This is a genomic window from Staphylococcus sp. 191 (genome assembly GCF_011174885.1).
Taxonomy (GTDB): Bacteria; Bacillota; Bacilli; order Staphylococcales; family Staphylococcaceae; genus Staphylococcus; species Staphylococcus coagulans.
Window position 1 is genome coordinate 54,417 of sequence record NZ_PNRJ01000008.1, and the last position, 16,484, is coordinate 70,900.

Below are 16,484 nucleotides of genomic sequence, written 5' to 3' on the forward strand. Positions count from 1 at the left end.
ACTAATAAATTAAATAAAAAATCCGAGACTTTTCCCATTAGGTTAAAAAGCCTCGGATTTTAAATACTACAATCCAATCGTTAATCTAATTCAGGTAATTTTGAAACTAATGCTTCACGATTTGCTTCAAATTGTGGTGGTAACATTAATTTTTGACCTAATTGATCTTTAGGTTCATCACGGTCGAAACCTGGTCCAACAGTCGCAAATTCAAAAATGATATGACCACGTTCTTTAGTGTAAACTGCTTTAAAATAATTTCTATCTTTTACTTCAGTCACGTGGTAACCTTCGCCCACTAAATAGTTTTGCCAATCTTTTTGTACATTCTCATCATCCACAGACCACGCGATGTGATGTACTGTACCTACACCCCAACGGCCTTCTCTCATTGGTGTTTTTGGAATAATGATATGATGTTTGAGTTCGCCCACTGTTTCAAAATGAAACGCATCTTCAGTGTGTTCAAGCTCTACTAAGCCTAAATCATCTACTAATTCTTTTAATGTTTCAACAGGACGAAGTGATAGCAATACGGAACCATGAAAACCTAAAATACTATTCGTATCACTTTCTTCATCGCTTTCCACTAATGCTAAATCAAGACCATGTATATCTTCAAATTCAATTGTTGGTCTTTGGAATAAAGATGTTTCTGTCACTTCTACATGATGGTCTTTAAGACGTTGAATCCAATAGTCTTTAGAATTTTTAGGGATTCTAAATGCAATACGACCTACTTGACCACTTCCGACACGACCTTCTCTGGCATTCGCCCATGGGAAGAACGTAATCACTGTACCTGGGTCTACATTATCATTTGAAAAATATAAATGATATGTGCCTGGATCGTCAAAGTTCACTGTTTTTTTAATCAAACGTAAATTTAAAACTTCTTGATAAAATTGTTTATTTTCTTTTGGATGTCCTACAATTGCTGAGATATGATGGATGTTTTTAATTGCTTCCATGTTGTCTTCCTCCTCTTTCTGTTCACAGTATTTTGTCATTACTTTTCATTGTCATCTTGAATTGATTTGTAGTAACGAGACTTATCCGATTGTCCTTGAAAGCTCTTCGTATAAAAAGGCGGATCATCTGTTTTAGTCTCATCTGTTGTTAAAATGGCTCTATTTAAATGCATGACTTCCCCGTCTTTAACAAGAGAAAAATCTCCATATAAGAAAATCTCTCCATTATCACCATAAGTGACTCTCGTTTCGTCGTGTGATTCTAACTCATTTGAAGCCAGCTCATAAGTTAACGCACCGCTTGGACAACGCTCAACCACTTCAGCGATATGTTCTGCAGTATCGTTATCCGGATTAATCCACGGTCTTTGATTGACATCGAACACATGACTTAATCCACGTACACACTCCGTCGCATGTACACATCGTTTAGGCTCAAAATAGACATTGATATCTGATCCGGTATACTTTTTCGCCAATGCAAACACTCCATTCTTGAGTTTTAAAACAACATACCTGTATCATTTCATAATTGACAGTCATTTCATTCAATACCTAGTATAATAATTATACTACAACGAATTGTAACGAAAGTAAAGCAACATGTTCTCGCTGTTAATTTTGATAACACAACACCTATACCCGAATTGCATCTAAATACACTTTACGTATAAAATGAATCTTATTTTCATTCCAAAATATAGCGTCCAATGATGATTGATGTGATCTCATACTGATCATTACCCCTCAATCCATCGCACAAGGAAAGTAAAATCAAACAAATCTTACTGACTACTGAAAAAAGAATAAGGCTCTATATATTGCTTATCAGTATATTTTGAAAGTGAGATTCATAAATAAAAGAAGTCTTATGAATTTTATATGCTCGACTGAGGTAACAGTAAATTACAAAATGATAGTTATGATAAAAATATGTATTATTTAAAAACTATTATTTATTTAAATAAAGTGACATTTAGGAACGAAAATACAACACTTAAGAATTTTAGACCAAGTAAAGTTTTAAGTTTGATAATATGTGAGCGAATTCAAATAACAGGTAAAGATAAGTCAAAAAGGTCATTACTATGATAAAGAATTTAAAGTTACATCTAAAGATAAAATCGAAGACGAATCCTTTAAAAACTTACCTCCTAAAGAACGTGGATGGTGCGAATGAGCAGTCGGTGCGTTATGTGGTACAGGTGGTGCAGGAGGATGTTGGGCAGCAGCTACTGCATTAGGTATCACAACCGGTTGGGGAGGATTTACTTTAGCCACAATTTGCGGTCTAATAACATCCCTGGGTTGTAACGGTGCAACTAATTACATCTGTAAATAGGGAAGGCGATTACATGACAATGTTTATAATGATATTTCTTTTTGTATACTCTATTGTAATTACGTTAATGTATTTTAATAAGAAGAAATAATACTTTATGAGATTAAAAGACTCTGAGTAACTCGGAGTCTTTTATATTATAGAACAAATGAGATGAGTTCCTTCTTAGCCTCAATAATGTATAGAAATAACTCAGCAATATAAAATATTCTTAGGATTTGATAAAACAGCAATTTCAATTTTTTAGTTTGAGAAAAAATTTTGACAAAAAACCCAGTAATTAGATAAAGTTTCAAGATAAAGTCCAATACTAGAATTTTGATCTTTTGTGTAACTAAAACTGTACAATTGTTAGTATTCTGATATGCATATTCGTTATACAATTTTTAAAATCAAGATTGCAAAATCATAAAAGATAACAGTAAAAATTGAAAAAAGCTTCCTTAAGAATGGAGATAAAAGACTCTGTACTAAATAAGACACAAGATTGATTTGCCAGTTCCAGTTAGGATAGAGTCGCAATGTTTGGATGTACTCATAATTATAAAATAGAGTAACTTGTCCTTTGAGATTTCATTGCATTTTAAAAATGACTACTAACATCGCATAGACATTATACTATGGATACTGTAGCCATTCTTAAGATTTTATTTACTTATTTTTAGGTATATGTGAAGCAGACATCGAGCATGTCCTAAACCCATAGTGCATGTCCCACATACACTGTCTTTCATGACTCATAACCTTTAATTAATATACAAATGATAGATGTCACACGTGAAACATTTTCTCTCTCTTTGGTTGTCTCATCCGTGCAATTTCAGTCATTTTTATATGCATTTAATTAAAGCATCATCGCTAATTTCAATTGATCTAACACACCACTTGAAGAACCTGGGAATGCAAAGATCATTTGATTTAAGTCTCTTGCAGTTAGTTTTTGGTTAACAATGAATGTTAGCAAGTTGATCAAATCAGGTGCGTCGTCACCATAAATAGCCGCACCAACGAGGCGTTTTTCGCTATCTAATACGATTGTCATTTCTGCTTCTGTTTCATTTTTGTATTCAAATACCATTCTTTTACCAAATGGAATGTCGATCACTTTGTATTCGTCGTTATTTTTCGCTTCTTCGATACCTACACCGATATTAGATAATCTTGGAAGTGAGTATAATACAGATGGAATTGCAGGGTATTGGATTGGCATTTCATTCATTTTTAAAATGTGTGCTGCGATGTAATTAGATTCGAATGTCGCAGTTGGTGTCAATTTTGGAATCATTTTTTCAATAACGTCACCACTTGCGTAAATGTTAGGTACATTTGTACGTAAATATTCGTCAACTTTTACACCGAATCTAGAGTATTCAATACCTACTTCTTTTAAACCAATGCCTTCAACGTTTGGCATACGTCCAGTTGCATCTAAAACGTAGTCAGATTGGATTGTTAAACCTGATTGTGTCACAACATCGTAGTTTGTACCATTTTCTTTAACAGCAACTACATTTTCGCTCATGTGGAAATGAACGCCTTCTTCTTTTAATTTGTCCATTAATTTTTCAACGTGTGCTGAGTAGAAGCCTCTTAATGGTTGATCATCCACATGAATCATGTGTGTTTCAACACCTGCTTTAACTGCGATTGAAGCGAATTCAATACTAATAATGCCTAAACCAATGAAAGTAATGCTGTTTGGCATGCTTTCAAGTGATAAGAAGTCTCTACTATTTTTTGTGAATTCTTTACCTTCAATGTTTAATTCGTTGCTATGTTGACCTGTAGCAATAACGATATTTTCAGCTTCATAGCTTTCACCATTCACTTCAACAGTATGAGCATCTGTAATTTTACCAGCACCTTCAATAATATCGATGCCTTGTTGTTCAAGGATTGCTTTCATTGTACCTGCCATCGGGTCAATCACTGAATGTTTATAATTCATAAGATTTTCCCAGTTTACTTCTAAGTTTTCTGTATTAATAATGTTTGGGTAGTGAGAAGCTTGTTCTAATACTTCAAATGGATTTTCTAACAAGATTTTTGCGTTACAACCATAGTTTGTACATGTTCCCGCAATACGATCTTTTTCAATGATTGCGACAGATTTACCTGCATGTCTTAACGCAATTGCGCCATGCCATGCAGCGTGACCACTACCTAAGTATACTACGTCATATTTTTTCATTCTTATTCATCCTTTGTAATATTTTTTAAAGTTTCCTCTAGTTTGTCCATTGTTTCTTTTGCTTTTAAGTATTCATCTAAATCAAATTTTGAGGCAATACATCCTGAAATGGCTTCATGTACCGCTTCTTGTTCTCTACGCCCTTTTTCAGTTAAACTCACCAACAAATGGCGTTTATCTGTTTCGGACTTTTCTCTCTTTATCCATCCAGCAGATTCTAAACGCTTCAACAACGGTGTCAATGTATTACTCCCTAAATCTAACCTTCTCCCTATAGACTGTAGATTTTGGGGATTTTCTTCCCATAATGTTAACAAAACGAGATATTGAGAAAATGTTAACTTAAACTGTTTGAGCTGATGCTCATAAAATTTTCCAAACAATCGATTAACGTTATAAGCAGAAAAACAAAGTTGATTTGCTAGCTTCATCTCCTCACTAGACAATTGATCTCCCCCTATTCCAATCGTGCACGATTGATTAAAGATTAAACCATCCCCAATAAGAAATCAAATAAAAGAACTTCGTTTATTATAATTTTTTTATTGTTTTGATATATAGGCTTGTCATGACACCTGTCCGCGCGATTAATAAAAATATGACATGTTTTAATTCAATAAATAAAAAACAATGCTTGTGTGAAAAATGTCATCACATAAGCATTGTTTTGGCATTAGCACGATACAACGGAATTATCTTTGATGTAATCAATCATTCGTACAATCAGTAATCATTATAAATACTTTTCCATAATCACTTTATTCGATTCGGTAAAAGCTTCGTTATGGCTTGATACGTAACCTTCTTTTCTAGCTTCAGGATCAATGTATTGCTTTGCTAAATTCGCAGCGTTCCCAGCATCACTAAATGCACTTGCGATCAAATGGACTTTCGCATCGTGATGGACAATATCCCCACAAGCATAAATACCGGAAATGCTTGTTGACGTATTACCAAATCCTTTGATGCGATAGGAATCAAACATATCTAATTGTGCTGTCGATGCCTCTAACAACGTACTTTCTCGATCAAAGCCATGACTAATAATCACATCATCAACACTTTTTATCGTCGTGTTCCCTGTCTCTAAATTTTCAAGTTTCACTTCTTTGATTCGTTGCTGTGTTTGATCCCCGATTAATTGTTTGATGTGTGTATTCGGCATTTTTTCTACATCTAATTTTTCTATGATTTCATTCATCGCTTCATAACCACGGATTTCATCTTTTCTATAAACTAACGTGACACTTTTCGCATAACCTGACAAATCACAGGCCCAATCTAAAGCCGAATTACCTGAACCTGAAATCAGCACATTTTTATTTTTAAAATGTTTCAAAGCTTGAACCGTATAATGTAAGTTTGTCAGTTCATATCTAGACGCATCTTTAATATCTAAATGCTTCGGTTTAATGATACCGCCGCCTATTGCAACAATAACCGCCTTTGAAGAATAAATGTGACCTTGTTCTGTAGTCACTTCAAAATGCTGCTCCTCTTTTTTAGTAATATCTATTACACGTTCTTCCAAACAGACTTCTGGATTAAAATGAAGACCTTGTTGAACGATATCTTTAATAATTTGAAAGCAAGGCTTTGGAGCAAGACCGCCAATATCCCAAATAATCTTTTCAGGATAAATATTCATTTTTCCACCTAATTTATCTTGAACATCAATGAGCCTTACCGTTAATCCTCTTAAACCCGCGTAAAAACTAGCATATAATCCTGCAGGTCCCCCACCAATAATAGTCACATCTTTCATCATAGACATCCTCCTGTTTAGTACATAAACTTCTTATATGAACTAAGTATGCTACAATTGATAATAATTATCAATATCAACGATGGCTAGGCGTGTTCAACCTTGAATGAAAAGCATGGACGTATCCTTTTGTCCGTTTTCCCTATTTTCTGACCATGCGCTTTGATGGTCTCACTTTAAAACCGATATTTATTTTTTACTCGGAATATAAAAATGAGCATGTTGATAATGAAAAGTAATATCAGAAACATCAAAAGGTTGTCCTGTAGATGTATAAAATATCTGATGATAACGTAAACAAGGTGCACCAGCTTTTAATTGTAATAAAACCGCTTCCCTCTCATCGAGTTGATCCACATTGAAATAGATATCCGAAAAGCCAAGTCGTATTTGTAAATCATTTTGTAAATAATTGAAAATAGAGCCTTCTGCAATCTCTTGATTTAAATACTTTACAATGCGCTTATTAAAGTAAGAATATTCGATGCACAATATCGTGCCATTCATATAGCGCACGCGTTCCAAATAGTAAACCTGCTCCCCGGGTCCTAACTTAAGTGCTTGCATCACGGACTTAGGTACCTCCATCACTAATTCTAATTTGATAACATCACTAGTTATATAGTGATCCGCTAAATGACTTGAAAATCCGTCCGTTTTAAACACATTGATATAATCACTACTTTTAGCATTTCTAACAAAAATACCACTACCTTGTGCTTGATAAATTCGCCCATCTTGTTCAAGCAAGGTCAGCGCTTTAATAATCGTACTTTTACTCACGTCGTACATGTCTTTAAATGCCGCCACACTCGGTAATTTATCACCTGGCTGATAATTTGAACTTTCAATTAATGTATGAATTTGTTGCGCAATTTGTTCATACTTCAACAATCTGAATCCCTCTTTTCAATAGACATCAATTTATTATAGCACGCCTCTAAAAATAAGAACGAACTTTACATATTGTACCGGTACAATTATAATAACTTTGAACAATATACTTTAGTCTATTAAATGAAAAGGTGGTATGAAAATGAGTCAATTACCTCAAAATTTCATGTGGGGCGGTGCACTCGCAGCCAATCAATTTGAAGGCGGCTATGATCAGGATGGCAAAGGACTTAGTGTCATGGATGTCATCACTGCAGGTGCTCATGGTAAGGCGAGAAGAATTACGACACACGTCGAACCTGATGCTTATTATCCTAATCATTTCGGTATCGACTTCTATCATCAATATCAAGAAGATATCGCGTTATTTAAAGAATTAGGCTTAAAATGCTTACGAACTTCCATTGCGTGGACGCGGATATTCCCCAAAGGCGATGAAGCCACTCCTAATGAAGCCGGCTTACGATTTTACGACAAAATCATAGATACCCTTATCGAGAATGGTATCGAACCTGTCATTACTTTATCTCACTTCGAAATGCCCCTCCATCTTGCGCACACCTATGGCGGATTTCGAAATCGAAAAGTCGTGGATTGCTTTGCTCGTTTTGCAGAAGTGGTCTTCGAACATTATCAAGATAAAGTCACATATTGGATGACTTTTAATGAAATTAATAATCAAATGGACGTACAAAACCCTCTGTTTTTATGGACCAACTCAGGTGTTCAACTCAAGCCTGAAGACAATCCTGAAGCAGTGTTATACCAAACTGCTCATAACCAACTCATTGCGAGTGCACGTGCGGTCAAAATTGGGAAGCAAATTAATCCAAACTTTCAAATAGGCGCAATGATATCGCATATCCCTATTTATCCTTATTCTTGTCATCCTAAAGATGTGATGGAAGCACAAATCGCAAATCGTTTGCGCTTTTTCTTCCCAGACGTGCAAGTTAGAGGCTATTATCCTCATTACGCCATTAAAATGTTTGAAAAACAAGGTTATGATATCGGTTGGCAAGAGGGAGATGATGTTCTGTTAAGAGAAGGGACTGTCGATTACATCGGTTTTAGTTACTACATGTCTACTGCAGTGAAACATCATGCCGAAGATTCACCTGAAAATAACATTATGAATCACACTTTACCTAATGCTGTAAATAACCCTTATATCGAATCAAGCGATTGGGGTTGGGCGATTGATTCGATAGGCTTGCGCTACACACTCAATGTATTATACGAGCGCTATCAACTCCCCTTATTTATTGTAGAAAATGGCTTCGGCGCTGTTGATCAAGTCGAAAATAATGAAATCCATGACAGCTACCGTATCGATTATTTAAAACAACACATTGAAGCTGCGATTCAAGCCGTTGATGAAGATGGCGTCGACTTGCTCGGTTACACACCGTGGGGCATCATTGATATTGTGTCTTTTACGACAGGTGAAATGAAAAAACGTTATGGTTTAATCTATGTTGATCAAGATGACGAAGGGCATGGATCATTAGCACGTTTGAAAAAAGATTCATTTTATTGGTATCGTGAGGTCATTCAATCTAATGGAGCAAACCTATCCTCACATTGAGGCTACAACCCCGTGTTTCGCACCTATAAATCACCACACTTTTGAACCTCTATTTCTGCACACCTACTGTGCAGAAACTCATAATTTTAAAAGAATAGTATAAACTTGCCCTTAATTTTAGATTTTGAAAGGCGTGGAACGGAAAAGAGAAAAGATTTCCGCTTCACGCCTTTGTTAGTATCTCTTCCTATATTTAAATTGACATGCCGTTATATCTTCTTGTCGTACAACAGATATTTTCAATCAAAACCAAAAATGAGATATATTTAAATTTAGTTTTTGACTGATTTGTGAACAAATCTATCTTAATGTTGTGATTTGATTCACAACTGAGTATAATTAAATCAAACATGAGATATATTTATTATACTAAAATCGCTTAGTATCTCTATATCTATTGGGAGATTTTTATTATGATTAAATGGCTACAAGAAAGTAAAATTGCGAGTGTAATTTTGTTATTACTTCGTTTATATTTAGGAATTAGCTGGTTCAAAGCGGGGATTGGAAAATTGTTGGGTGGCGGTTTTAATGCAGGCGGCTTTTTACAAAATGCAGTACAGCATCCTGTTATGTCTGAAGCAGGTGTTCAATACCCGATTTATACATGGTTTCTTAAAACGATTGTCTTACCTATGACACCTTTAGTTAATGTACTCATCCCACTATTAGAAGTCATTGTAGGCTTATTATTAATCTTAGGTTTATTCACTTCAGTGGGTGTATTTGTTGGTTTAATCCTCAATTTCATGTTTTTATTCGCAGGTACTGTTTCAGTTAACCCACTTTACATCTTAATTAGTATTTTTATTTTCATGGGTGGCTATAATAGTGGCAAAATTGGGTTAGATTACTTTATTAAATCCATTTTAAGCATGAAGTTTTTCAGATTCTTTAACTATTATCCTGAAAGTCATCAGAACCATACAAAATCACTTCAATAATCTTATAAATTCATATGCATCATAAACAAGCATCAATGTGATGCATCCCTTCACATCGAAATAAAGCACCTCAAAAAATCATTTGTAAATGGTCATTTGAGGTGCTTTATTTTGTTATGCCATCTCACGTACATGATGGTCTTTCATAAAAGTTTCTATCACAGTTTGAACGGCCTTATCCCAATAAGCATAATCATGTCGACCTCTACCATCTTTAAAGTTACAACGGATACCATTTTGTTGTAAATAATGCACAAAGTCAACGTTACTCTGATAAAGAAAATCTTCTGTGCCACACATCATTAAAAACTCAGGGGTTTGTTTTTGTTTATTAACCGCTTCGTCTACCAAATAGTAAGGATCAAAAGGTGTCCCCACAACTTCTGTGACTTCACCAGCAATCGCTTTAGGCTTGAAATCAGGGAAAGTGTAATGGGCAAGTGTTTTCACATCGACAGCAGCAGAGAGTGGTGCGGCTTTCGCAAATCTTTCACCTGCCGTCAAAGCGAATTTAATCGTACCATAACCGCCCATTGAATGACCTGCTATAAAATTATCTTCTCGTGCTTTTGATAAAGGTAAAATTTGGTGCACGTAATCCCAAACTTCTAGAATATAATCATAGTAACTATGTCCGTAGACCATGTTAGTGTAAAAACTGTGGTCTGCATTGGGCATAATCACCGCAAGTTGATGCATATTGGCATAGCGTTCAATACTTGTAAAGCGTGTGTAAGCAGTGTGATCACTCGATAACCCATGCAATAGTAATAATGACGGGAATAGTTTAGGTTGTGCATTGGGTTAAACATAGCTTCTGTCATCAGGTAAAATGACCGTTAAAGATTGATGCATCCCAATCGTTTCAGATAGATAGTTGATTTCTAATCGTGCCAAAATACTCACTCCTTTATGACTCATTACGCTTTTTATCTTACGTCTTTCTTATTTTAAATGTCCACAGATTTGAAAGCTTTCAACTTTACAAATAAATATAAAGATAATACATTAAATTTGTAATAACCCTAATAGTAATAAAAAAATTAACGCATGTATTAAACAGAAAAGGTTGAGTGATTATGACAAAAATAGCGATTATCGGCCCAGGTGCGGTGGGTACAGCCATTGCATCCGCCCTTGACACACAAGATGTCACATTATTCGGTAGACAAAATAAAACTGTCACTTACGTAGACGAAGCAGTATCTGAAACGAAACAAGTCAACGTTCATGCCCTTAAAGAAGCCACTGATGTTTATGATGTTGTTTTTATCGCAGTGAAAACACATCAAATAGATACCATTTTAGATGATCTTAAAAATATCACGCATCCCGAATCACGCGTTATTCTCGCGCAAAACGGCAGTGGTTTACTTCCAAAATTAGAAGCGTACCATGCTTATCAAGCCGTTGTTTATATTAGCGGCGCCAAACAAGATAATGTTGTTAGACACTTTAAAGATTATAAAATTCATTTGCGCCGTGACGCTTTTACAGAGCAGTTAGCAGAAAAGATTCAAGATTCACAGTTATCTCTTATCTTAGAAGATGATATTGATAAAGCCATTTGGTTTAAACTCATCTTCAATCTTGGAATGAATACGTTAACCGCTTTAGGTCGCGATACAGCACGCTTATTAAAAGACCCTCGTATGGAACAATTATGTCGTAATCTTTTAAATGAAGGCTTACAAGTTGCAAATGCAGTGGGTATCACTTTTGAGGATTCCTTTATTGATGACGTCATGGCTGCTTATCAAATATTCAATGATGACACAGCAACAAGTATGTATTACGACACGATGGGCGAACAACCCATTGAAGTAGAAACGATTCAAGGTTATATCTATCATGAAGGTCAAAAACACGGTCTTCATATTCCTTATATTGAAACAACATATACCTTATTAGCGCATCAAAATGAAACAAGATTAAGATAAAAGAAAAGGGGATGAGCAGCAATTTCACTGCTCAACCCCTCTTTTTTGATAAATCACTTATGCTTGGCTATTTTTCATTTCCAATTGATGAATTTGATGTGTCAACATTGTATTGACGGGCGTAGGAATTTGAAGTGTCTCTCCATATTTTGCAATTTGACCATTTAAATAATCTATTTCTGTCAGACGACCATTTTTATAGTCTTGATGCATAGATGGATAATGCAAGCCTTGCTTCTCTTTTGGATAAGCCCCTTCAATTTTTTGAATTAATGCTGTTTTGTCTAATTCTACTCCTCTTGCTTTAGCGACAGCCACAATTTCATCGATAATCGGCACAATCATGTTCCGTGATTGATCATAGCTTCCGAAGTCATAAATGGTTTTATCTAAAATTGGACATAATGGGTTTAACACACTATTTAAAGTGGCTTTTGACCATATCGCTTCAAAGACATTGGCATTTACGTGAGGATGTAAGCCAGCCTCATCCAATGCTTTGAAAATGATTTCTGTTTGCTCATCTGAATCTCCACTTGCACGATAAAATTCAATAGCGCCTTCACCTTCTAATAATAATTGCCCCGGTCCACGTAATCCGGCTGTCCACATTGTCACTGCTAAATAGATTTGTGACATCGGTACAAATTTTGATAAACGCTCATCGTGACCTAAACCATTCATCATACTTAAGATGGCTGTTTTTTCATGAATAGCTCCTGCTTCTTTCAAACGTGTTAACATTTCTTCTGATTGCATTGCTTTCGTTAAAATAATGATTAAATCATAAGTTTCTGACACTTCTTTTGATAAAACAGCTGGGATTTCAACTGTGTAAGTTTTCGTCTCTGTTTTTACTTCCATACCTTTTTCGTTAATACGTTGGACATGTGCTTCCCAATTATCAATCAATGTTACATCATAGCCGGCTTCTTTAAGTGAAACCCCTATTCTTCCGCCCATAGCACCTGCGCCTGCAATTGCAATTTTATACATAAACCTTCACTCCCATATGATATTGATTCCTTTTATGCTTCAGTATCGAATGTAAAAATAGTGGCGTCGTATAATTTTAAAACTTTCATAAAGAGATAGTGGAAAAACAAAGCTGAAACGAAAGGTACAATGACGTAACAAACTAAAACAATAAGTAAGCTACTCAACATACTTGTATCCAATAAAGCAATGGTTTTAATTGGCCCAATCAATCCTACTAAACCAAATCCTGCCGATTCTGGTACACCTTGAATATTGAAAAGGCTACTCACAAAACCTGAAACAGCTGCTGTACATACCACAGGCAACAACAACATTGGATATCGAATCATATTCGGCATCATCATCTTCATCGCACCTAGTAAAATGGCAATAGGTACACCCACTTTATTCACTTTCCAAGTACCAATAGCGAGCATAATCGCACTCGCTGCAACCCCAATTGCGGCTGAACCTGCTGCTAACCCTGAGATGCCAATCGCAATCCCAATTGCTACTGTGGAAACCGGTGAAATGATAATAATTGAAAATAATACCGCTATAATGATAGACATGATGATAGGTTGTGTGTTTGTCACACTATTGACTATCTCACCTATTCCTAAAGTAATCCACTTTGTATAAGGTAAAAGTAACAACCCGATTAAACCAGCAATACCTCCAGCAATAATTGGTAAGAGGATAATATTCAAACTTCCAAGTCTGTCTTTGATGATGAGAATAATACCTACGGCGATGGCAGCGGTAATCATCGTGTTGATTAAATCACCAATCCCAACCAATACCCATTTATTCTCTGAAAATTCAGCTGCTCCAGAGCCTACAAATGCAGCTGTACCAGTAACGACTGTTTGCATTGGATTAAAACCAAACTGTAAAGCGATTAAAACCCCTGTAATAATTGGAATTGTAAATTGTATACCTTGTACCACATAAAGTAACGTAGAAAAGAAATCGTGGTATTGACTTAAATAGCTAAATAATCCACCTAAAATTGCATTGGGTATCAAACCAACGACTATTGCTAAGGCCACTCCATTTAATACATTGAATAGAAATTTCTTTGGCGTAAGTTTTTGTGTCTCTTCCATCACTGTTCTCCCTTTTTCCTCTATTTGTGAACACGCTCACATTCTTTACCCAACTCCATTATAATTGAACACTCACATAAGTCAATAGGATTGACTGTTTTTTAATATCTTTCTTATGTTTTACTTTTACACATCCCCTTGGATGCATCGTTGTATAACCTAATAACAACATCCAATTGATGACTGTCTTACACTTGCATTCTTAATTGCGTGCATACTTCATATAATTTGTGGTATATAAAGTATATAACAAAAGAAAAGGTGATGATTGTATGGCAGAAATTAAACATGGAGATAATAAGTTTTATGTAGGTGAAGACGAAAATCATTTGCAAGCTTTAATGACCTATGTCCCTGTTGGGAACAGTCGTATCATCATCGATCATACTGAAGTCGGTGACGAATTAAAAGGTCAAGGTGTAGGCAAACAATTAGTTCAAGCAGCCGTTGATTACGCACGTGAAAGCAATATTAAAATTCATGCTACTTGTCCATTCGCTAAAAGTGTTTTAGAAAAAACAACCGAATACCATGACGTCTTTGAAAAATAAAACACAGTCACAGTTGGCATTGTTAAAAGTGTCATCTGAAAATTTTTGGAACACAATAAACCCGTCCTTGCATTCAATAAAATGCATGAGACGGGTTTATTTGTGACTTTGCGCTTGATTTGTTGATTATTGTCGTTTAATAAGGTTGTTGTTGGATTTGATTATTTTGCATTTTTAATGGAATTTCATAGTATTGGCAGTTTTCCCATGATAAATAATCTTTGAAAATGTGGAAACCTTGGTTAAAGAATTGATTCAACAATTTTAATGTTTCTTGTGATGCTTCAGGTAATTCATAAATCAGCTCAGTAAGCGTTTTGTCAAAGTAAGCATCTTCAATTAAAGGTTGGTCGAACTTGAAGTTAGCGTCTACAAATGGATAAGGTAAGACGAAGAATGTCGGGCCTTCAAAGCGATCGTCACCAAACCAAAAGCCAAATTCTATAAAGTGTTCATCAAAGGCTGCATATTCAATGACTTGTGACGGTTTAAATGTTTCATGTATCGCGTTATAGTTAATAATCGTTGAAATATCAAATGTACCCCAGAAAAGCCCGGGTTTAACTTTGCGTGCACGGAAAGGTGCCACAAAAAAGGATAACGCGCGTGTTGCGAATTTCATTAGATTTAATGCTTGTTTGCTCTTCTCAGGATCATAGTGACAGTGATGTGCATCTTGATTGAAAGGCGTTTGATCTTCGACTTCTTGTGGGGTTTGATTGATTTTTACATCAATTTCAAATTTTTGAAGTAACTGATGAATGCCTTCATAGTACTGTTGAATACTTGTCCCATTTTCTAAAGGGATGCTATCTCTTCCTTGATCTGTTTCAACAATAATGCGATGTTGTACTAAATCGACTTGGATATTATACGTATGTTCACCATAGAATAAAATACCTGTCGAAAACCCACTCGGGGTAATATCTAAAACTACATGTGCCCATTGCGGTTCTTGGAATGCGCTCGCGAGCTTATGTTTACCTAATATTTGAGCCAATCGATGCAATGTTTCTTTTTCTTCTTTCCAATCTGCAAGTTTTAACACATTATCGCCTCCGTAAATTGTTATTTGGCCGTGCCGCTTACTTTTATTATATAAAATTTCCTACCTTTTTAATAACAATTGTCATTCAACTGGTTTTTATGTCCATTTAACAACATTAAAATGCGTGTCAAACCCTATTTCATCGTTTGACACGCATCATTGTTATTGTAATTTTTGAAGATAACTGCGACCAAATTCTGGAAGCGGTACACCAAAGTTATCTGCAATGGTTGCCCCAATTGAACTAAATGTTGTATCCGTATCGAGCGCTTGACCTTCTTTAAATTTTGGACTGTACATCAACACTGGAATGTATTCACGCGTGTGATCTGTCCCTTCTGCAGTGGGATCATTTCCATGGTCCGCTGTAATGATGAGTAAATCATCTTCACGCATCGCAGCCATTAATTCCGGTAAGCGATTGTCAAAGTCTTTTAAGGCTTGTGCGTAACCCGGTTTATCACGACGATGCCCATACAACGCATCAAAATCGACTAAGTTTAAGAAACTTAAACCTTTAAAATCTTTTTGTACGATTTGCATCAGTTGATCCATCCCGTCCATGTTACTTTTCGTACGTACTGCTTCTGTGACACCTTCTCCATCGAAAATATCATTGATTTTACCGATGGCAATGACATCATAGTCATGATCTTTAAGTGTTTTCATCACTGTTGGGCCAAAAGGTTTTAAGGCATAGTCATGACGATTACTTGTTCTTGTGAAATGCCCCGGTTCACCAACATACGGACGTGCAATCACACGACCGACTAAATATTTCGGGTCTTTTGTTAATTCACGTACTTTTTCACAAATGTCATACAATTCTTCAAGTGGAATAATCTCTTCATGTGCGGCAATTTGAAGCACAGGGTCTGCGGATGTGTAAACAATCAAGTCCCCTGTTTTCATTTGATGTTCGCCCCACTCGTCAATCACTTGTGTGCCTGAAGCCGGACGATTCACAACGACTTTACGTCCCGTGATCCGTTCGATTTCATCAATTAATTCTTGTGGAAAACCGTTTGGATACACTTTGAATGGCTGCATGATATTCAAGCCCATCATTTCCCAATGGCCTGTCATCGTATCTTTACCGACTGAAGCTTCGCTTAATTTTGTATAATACGCTTTTGGATGTGCAACTGCCCCAACGACAGGTA

The 16,484-nt window shown here is 35.7% G+C and carries 14 protein-coding genes and 2 pseudogenes; 5 read left to right on the top strand and 11 right to left on the bottom strand.

Going from position 1 to position 16,484, the window contains the following annotated elements; genetic code table 11:
• Positions 1-80 precede the first annotated feature (80 nt).
• Entirely contained in the window at positions 81-971 is an 891-nt protein-coding gene (locus C1H58_RS07350) for a VOC family protein (protein ID WP_165545811.1), read from the bottom strand.
• Positions 972-1,009: 38 nt separating this feature from the next.
• Complete coding sequence (locus C1H58_RS07355; RefSeq protein WP_060829249.1) at positions 1,010-1,450, bottom strand: (4Fe-4S)-binding protein; 441 nt, start codon at positions 1,448-1,450, stop codon at positions 1,010-1,012.
• A gap of 578 nt (positions 1,451-2,028) precedes the next feature.
• On the opposite strand from C1H58_RS07355, the pseudogene C1H58_RS07360 reads away from it, so the two are divergent.
• A pseudogene (locus C1H58_RS07360) lies at positions 2,029-2,313 on the top strand (halocin C8-like domain-containing protein); the annotation flags it as partial.
• Positions 2,314-3,157: 844 nt separating this feature from the next.
• Here the strand turns inward: C1H58_RS07360 and C1H58_RS07365 are convergent.
• The 4 genes from C1H58_RS07365 to C1H58_RS07380 form a co-directional block, all read right to left on the bottom strand.
• Complete coding sequence (locus C1H58_RS07365) at positions 3,158-4,504, bottom strand: dihydrolipoyl dehydrogenase family protein (protein ID WP_165545812.1); 1,347 nt, start codon at positions 4,502-4,504, stop codon at positions 3,158-3,160.
• A gap of 2 nt (positions 4,505-4,506) precedes the next feature.
• Positions 4,507-4,950, bottom strand: coding sequence for a MarR family winged helix-turn-helix transcriptional regulator (locus C1H58_RS07370; protein WP_165545813.1), 444 nt, complete (start codon positions 4,948-4,950; stop codon positions 4,507-4,509).
• 287 nt (positions 4,951-5,237) lie between these two features.
• The gene (locus C1H58_RS07375) at positions 5,238-6,269 is read right to left on the bottom strand and encodes an NAD(P)/FAD-dependent oxidoreductase (protein WP_165545814.1); all 1,032 of its coding nucleotides are present in this window, start codon (positions 6,267-6,269) and stop codon (positions 5,238-5,240) included.
• Positions 6,270-6,458: 189 nt separating this feature from the next.
• Positions 6,459-7,163 (bottom strand): GntR family transcriptional regulator, encoded by a 705-nt coding sequence (locus C1H58_RS07380; protein ID WP_165545815.1) that lies wholly within the window; start codon positions 7,161-7,163, stop codon positions 6,459-6,461.
• Between the two features lie 142 nt (positions 7,164-7,305).
• Between C1H58_RS07380 and C1H58_RS07385 the strand changes: the two genes are divergently transcribed.
• Positions 7,306-8,751, top strand: a complete 1,446-nt coding sequence (locus tag C1H58_RS07385; protein ID WP_165545816.1) for a 6-phospho-beta-glucosidase — start codon at positions 7,306-7,308, stop codon at positions 8,749-8,751.
• 413 nt (positions 8,752-9,164) lie between these two features.
• On the top strand, positions 9,165-9,695 hold the full coding sequence (locus C1H58_RS07390) for a TQO small subunit DoxD (RefSeq protein WP_060829245.1): 531 nt from the start codon (positions 9,165-9,167) through the stop codon (positions 9,693-9,695).
• A 114-nt stretch (positions 9,696-9,809) separates the two neighbouring features.
• On the opposite strand, the pseudogene C1H58_RS07395 reads toward C1H58_RS07390, so the two are convergent.
• Positions 9,810-10,592 (bottom strand): annotated as a pseudogene (locus tag C1H58_RS07395) (alpha/beta hydrolase).
• A 182-nt stretch (positions 10,593-10,774) separates the two neighbouring features.
• Between C1H58_RS07395 and C1H58_RS07400 the strand changes: the two are divergent.
• The gene (locus C1H58_RS07400; protein WP_165545817.1) at positions 10,775-11,635 is read left to right on the top strand and encodes an oxidoreductase; all 861 of its coding nucleotides are present in this window, start codon (positions 10,775-10,777) and stop codon (positions 11,633-11,635) included.
• A 57-nt stretch (positions 11,636-11,692) separates the two neighbouring features.
• On the opposite strand, the gene C1H58_RS07405 is transcribed toward C1H58_RS07400, so the two are convergent.
• Both C1H58_RS07405 and C1H58_RS07410 read right to left on the bottom strand, forming a co-directional pair.
• Positions 11,693-12,631: a ketopantoate reductase family protein gene (locus C1H58_RS07405; RefSeq protein WP_165545818.1), complete on the bottom strand. Its 939-nt coding sequence runs from the start codon at positions 12,629-12,631 to the stop codon at positions 11,693-11,695.
• A 32-nt stretch (positions 12,632-12,663) separates the two neighbouring features.
• A complete protein-coding gene (locus C1H58_RS07410) occupies positions 12,664-13,722 on the bottom strand; it encodes a PTS sugar transporter subunit IIC (RefSeq protein ID WP_050329735.1) in 1,059 nt (352 codons plus the stop codon).
• 272 nt (positions 13,723-13,994) lie between these two features.
• Here C1H58_RS07410 and C1H58_RS07415 point away from each other — a divergent pair, with 272 nt between their 5' ends.
• A complete protein-coding gene (locus tag C1H58_RS07415) occupies positions 13,995-14,273 on the top strand; it encodes a GNAT family N-acetyltransferase (RefSeq protein WP_103356535.1) in 279 nt (92 codons plus the stop codon).
• Between the two features lie 136 nt (positions 14,274-14,409).
• Here the strand turns inward: C1H58_RS07415 and C1H58_RS07420 are convergent, their stop codons facing one another.
• On the bottom strand, positions 14,410-15,321 hold the full coding sequence (locus C1H58_RS07420; RefSeq protein ID WP_165545819.1) for a DUF5996 family protein: 912 nt from the start codon (positions 15,319-15,321) through the stop codon (positions 14,410-14,412).
• Positions 15,322-15,483: 162 nt separating this feature from the next.
• Positions 15,484-16,484, bottom strand: a 1,001-nt coding sequence (gene deoB / locus C1H58_RS07425) for a phosphopentomutase (RefSeq protein ID WP_165545820.1), incomplete at its 5' end; no start/stop codon positions are given.